The organism is Bradyrhizobium campsiandrae, assembly GCF_014529705.1.
Lineage (GTDB): Bacteria > Pseudomonadota > Alphaproteobacteria > Rhizobiales > Xanthobacteraceae > Bradyrhizobium > Bradyrhizobium campsiandrae.
In genome coordinates this window covers 1-2564 of the sequence record NZ_JAANIH010000143.1, presented here as the reverse complement: position 1 = coordinate 2564, position 2564 = coordinate 1, and the positions used below count along the sequence as shown (strand labels likewise).

3 protein-coding genes are annotated in these 2564 nt (G+C 63.5%); all 3 read right to left on the bottom strand.

All coding sequences use genetic code 11. The features are described 5' to 3' along the window. Positions 1–48 precede the first annotated feature (48 nt). Genes tnpC through tnpA form a run of 3 tightly spaced genes read right to left on the bottom strand, consistent with a single transcriptional unit; the run spans position 49 to position 2465 of the window. On the bottom strand, positions 49–1701 hold the full coding sequence (gene tnpC / locus G8O24_RS42335) for an IS66 family transposase (RefSeq protein ID WP_188108386.1): 1653 nt from the start codon (positions 1699–1701) through the stop codon (positions 49–51). A gap of 45 nt (positions 1702–1746) precedes the next feature. Then, positions 1747–2067, bottom strand: coding sequence for an IS66 family insertion sequence element accessory protein TnpB (gene tnpB, locus G8O24_RS42330; protein WP_430644539.1), 321 nt, complete (start codon positions 2065–2067; stop codon positions 1747–1749). A gap of 23 nt (positions 2068–2090) precedes the next feature. Continuing rightward, entirely contained in the window at positions 2091–2465 is a 375-nt protein-coding gene (gene tnpA / locus G8O24_RS42325) for an IS66-like element accessory protein TnpA (protein ID WP_188108385.1), read from the bottom strand. Positions 2466–2564 lie beyond the last annotated feature (99 nt).

Genomic DNA, 2564 nt, shown 5'->3' with positions numbered 1-2564 from the left:
ACGGATGCGCGCGGGCACGGCGGGGTCTATGATGGCGTTGGGTGAAGGTCAGGCGGCTTGCTGATCGGTTGGCTTATCGGCTTGGCGCAGGAGCTTCCATTCCCAGGGCAGCAGTTCGTGCAGCCGCGATGTGGGAAGATCGGCGATCCGGGCGAGGACGTCGGCGAGCCAGGCCTTGGGATCGACGTCATTGAGACGACAGGTCGTGATCATCGTCAGCATGATGGCGGCACGGTCGGCACCACGCTGGCAGCCGGCGAAGGTCCAGTTGCGCCTTCCCAATGCGATACCTCTCAATGCGCGCTCAGCACAATTGTTGGTCAGGCAGATCCTGCCATCGTCGAGGAAGCGGGCGAAGCCCTCCCAACGCCTGAGCATGTAGTTGATCGGCTTCAGGACCTCGGAAGAGTGCGAGAGGGTTTCGCGCTCGCGCAGCAACCAGGCATGCATGTCTTCAAGAAGCGGCTTGCTTCTCTCCTGGCGCACGGCACGCCGCTCGTCGGCATTTCGGCCGTTGATGGCGCGCTCGATCTCGAACAGGGCGTCGAGACGCTTGACCACCTCCAGCGCGATCGGAGAGACCGGTTTGCCCTTCTTGCCTTCCCGAGCATTCTTCTCGATGTCAGCCAACTCGAAGAAGCCCCGCCGCGCATGGGCCAGGCAAAATGCCGGCGCGATCGGTAGAACCTTCCTCTGCGGGTCGAACAGGGGCTCAAAGCCGCTGTAGCAGTCCGCCTGTAGGATACCGGTGAAGGTGGCCAGATGCTTCTGGGGGTGTGCGCCGCGACGGTCGCCCGAAGCGTAGTAAACCGCCGCCGGCGGCGCAGGCCCGGCGAACGGCCGGTCATCCCGCACATACGTCCAGATCCGGCCGGTCGTGCACTTGCCCTTCGCCAGGATGCGGATGGTGGTGTCGTCCCCATGAAGGCGCTCGGCCGCGAGCACATGGTGCTCGATCAGCTGGAACAGCGGCATGACGGCGAAGGTCCCGTGGCCGACCTGGTCGGCCAACGTCGACAGCGGTAAATCGATCCTCTCGGCCTTAAATCGCACGCTCTGGCGGTTGAGCGGGATATGCATACCGAACTTGTCGAACAGGATCGTCGCCAGCAGTTGTGGGCCGATGAAGCCGCGCGGGGTGGCATGGAACGGCGCAGGCGGCTGGCTGATCTTCTCGCAATCGCGGCAGGTGAACTTTTCGCGCACCGTCTCGATGACCTTGAAGCGACGCGGGATCTCCTCCAGCGTCTTGGTCACATCCTCGCCGACCTTCGCCAGCCGCGATCCGCCGCAGCAGGCACAGGTCGTGGGAGCCTCAATGACGACGCGTTCGCATTCTATGTCGTCCGGCCATGGCTTGCGCACCGGCCGCTTGCGCGTGAAGGGGCGGACGTTCTGCGTCTTCGCCGCTGCGGCCTGCGCGGCAAGCTCATCCTCGCTCGCCGTGGTGGCGAGTTCTTCGAGCTCCAATTCCAACTGCTCGATCAGGCGCGCCGTGCGCTCGGAGCGCTGCCCGTGCAGTTCGCGTTTGAGCTTCTCGATCCGTAGCTCGAGATGCGCGATCAGCGCCGCGTTATCCGACAGCTCCGCCTGCGCGCTGGCAGCCATCGCTTCGGCTCGTAGCCGTGCCTCACGCTCGGCTTGCAGCGCGGCCAACGCACTGACAAGGTCCGACGGGAGGTCGTCCGGCTTCGATATCATGGAGCCATTGAATCAGATCGAGCGGCAGATTCAAACCCAAAACCGTTATCCGACCCGCGTCGGACGCTGGGTTTCTTGCGGGGTGCGCCAATCGATTCCGGACAACAGATAGCTCAATTGCGCCGACGAGATCGTCACTGCTTCGCCTGCAACCGATGGCCAGATGAACCTTCCTCGCTCGAGTCTTTTGGTAAAAAGGCATGCTCCCTGGCCATCGTGCCAGATCAGCTTCACAAGATCGCTGCGGCGACCGCGGAAGACAAACAAATGACCGCTAAGCGGGTCCTTGCGCAGCACCTCCTGCACTTGGAGAGCCAACGACGGAAAGCCTCGGCGCATGTCCGTGTAGCCGGTCGCGAGCCACACTCGCGCGCCAGTCGGAACCGGGATCATCGGCGGACCAAAGCATCGAGAACGCGACGTAGCGCGTCTCCGTCCACATCGCCATCGACCCGGATGCGGTGCCCACTACCAAGGTCGATCTCGATGATGCCTTGGCTCTTCCGCCGACGCGCCGGCGCCAATGGCACTTCGGCAACCTCCCGCGGCGGCATAGACGGCCCGATCTCGACAGGCACGAACGGCGCTACACTCGCTTCACCATGCTTGCAAAGCTCCTTACGCCACCTGAACAGCTGGCTCACATGAAGCCCGGCCACGCGAGCCACCTCGGAAACATTGGCACCGGTCTCGAGCGACGCTGCAACAAGCCGTTCCTTCTCATCCTGCGACCACCGGCGCCGCCGCTCGACCGATGTGATCACCTCCGCCCTCGAAATCGTCATAGCGCTTCTCCTAGGATTACCCCTAGGACCTGCAGCGTTCGCCTCCGTCAAACAAGGCGGCCTTCCTCGTAGGCGTAC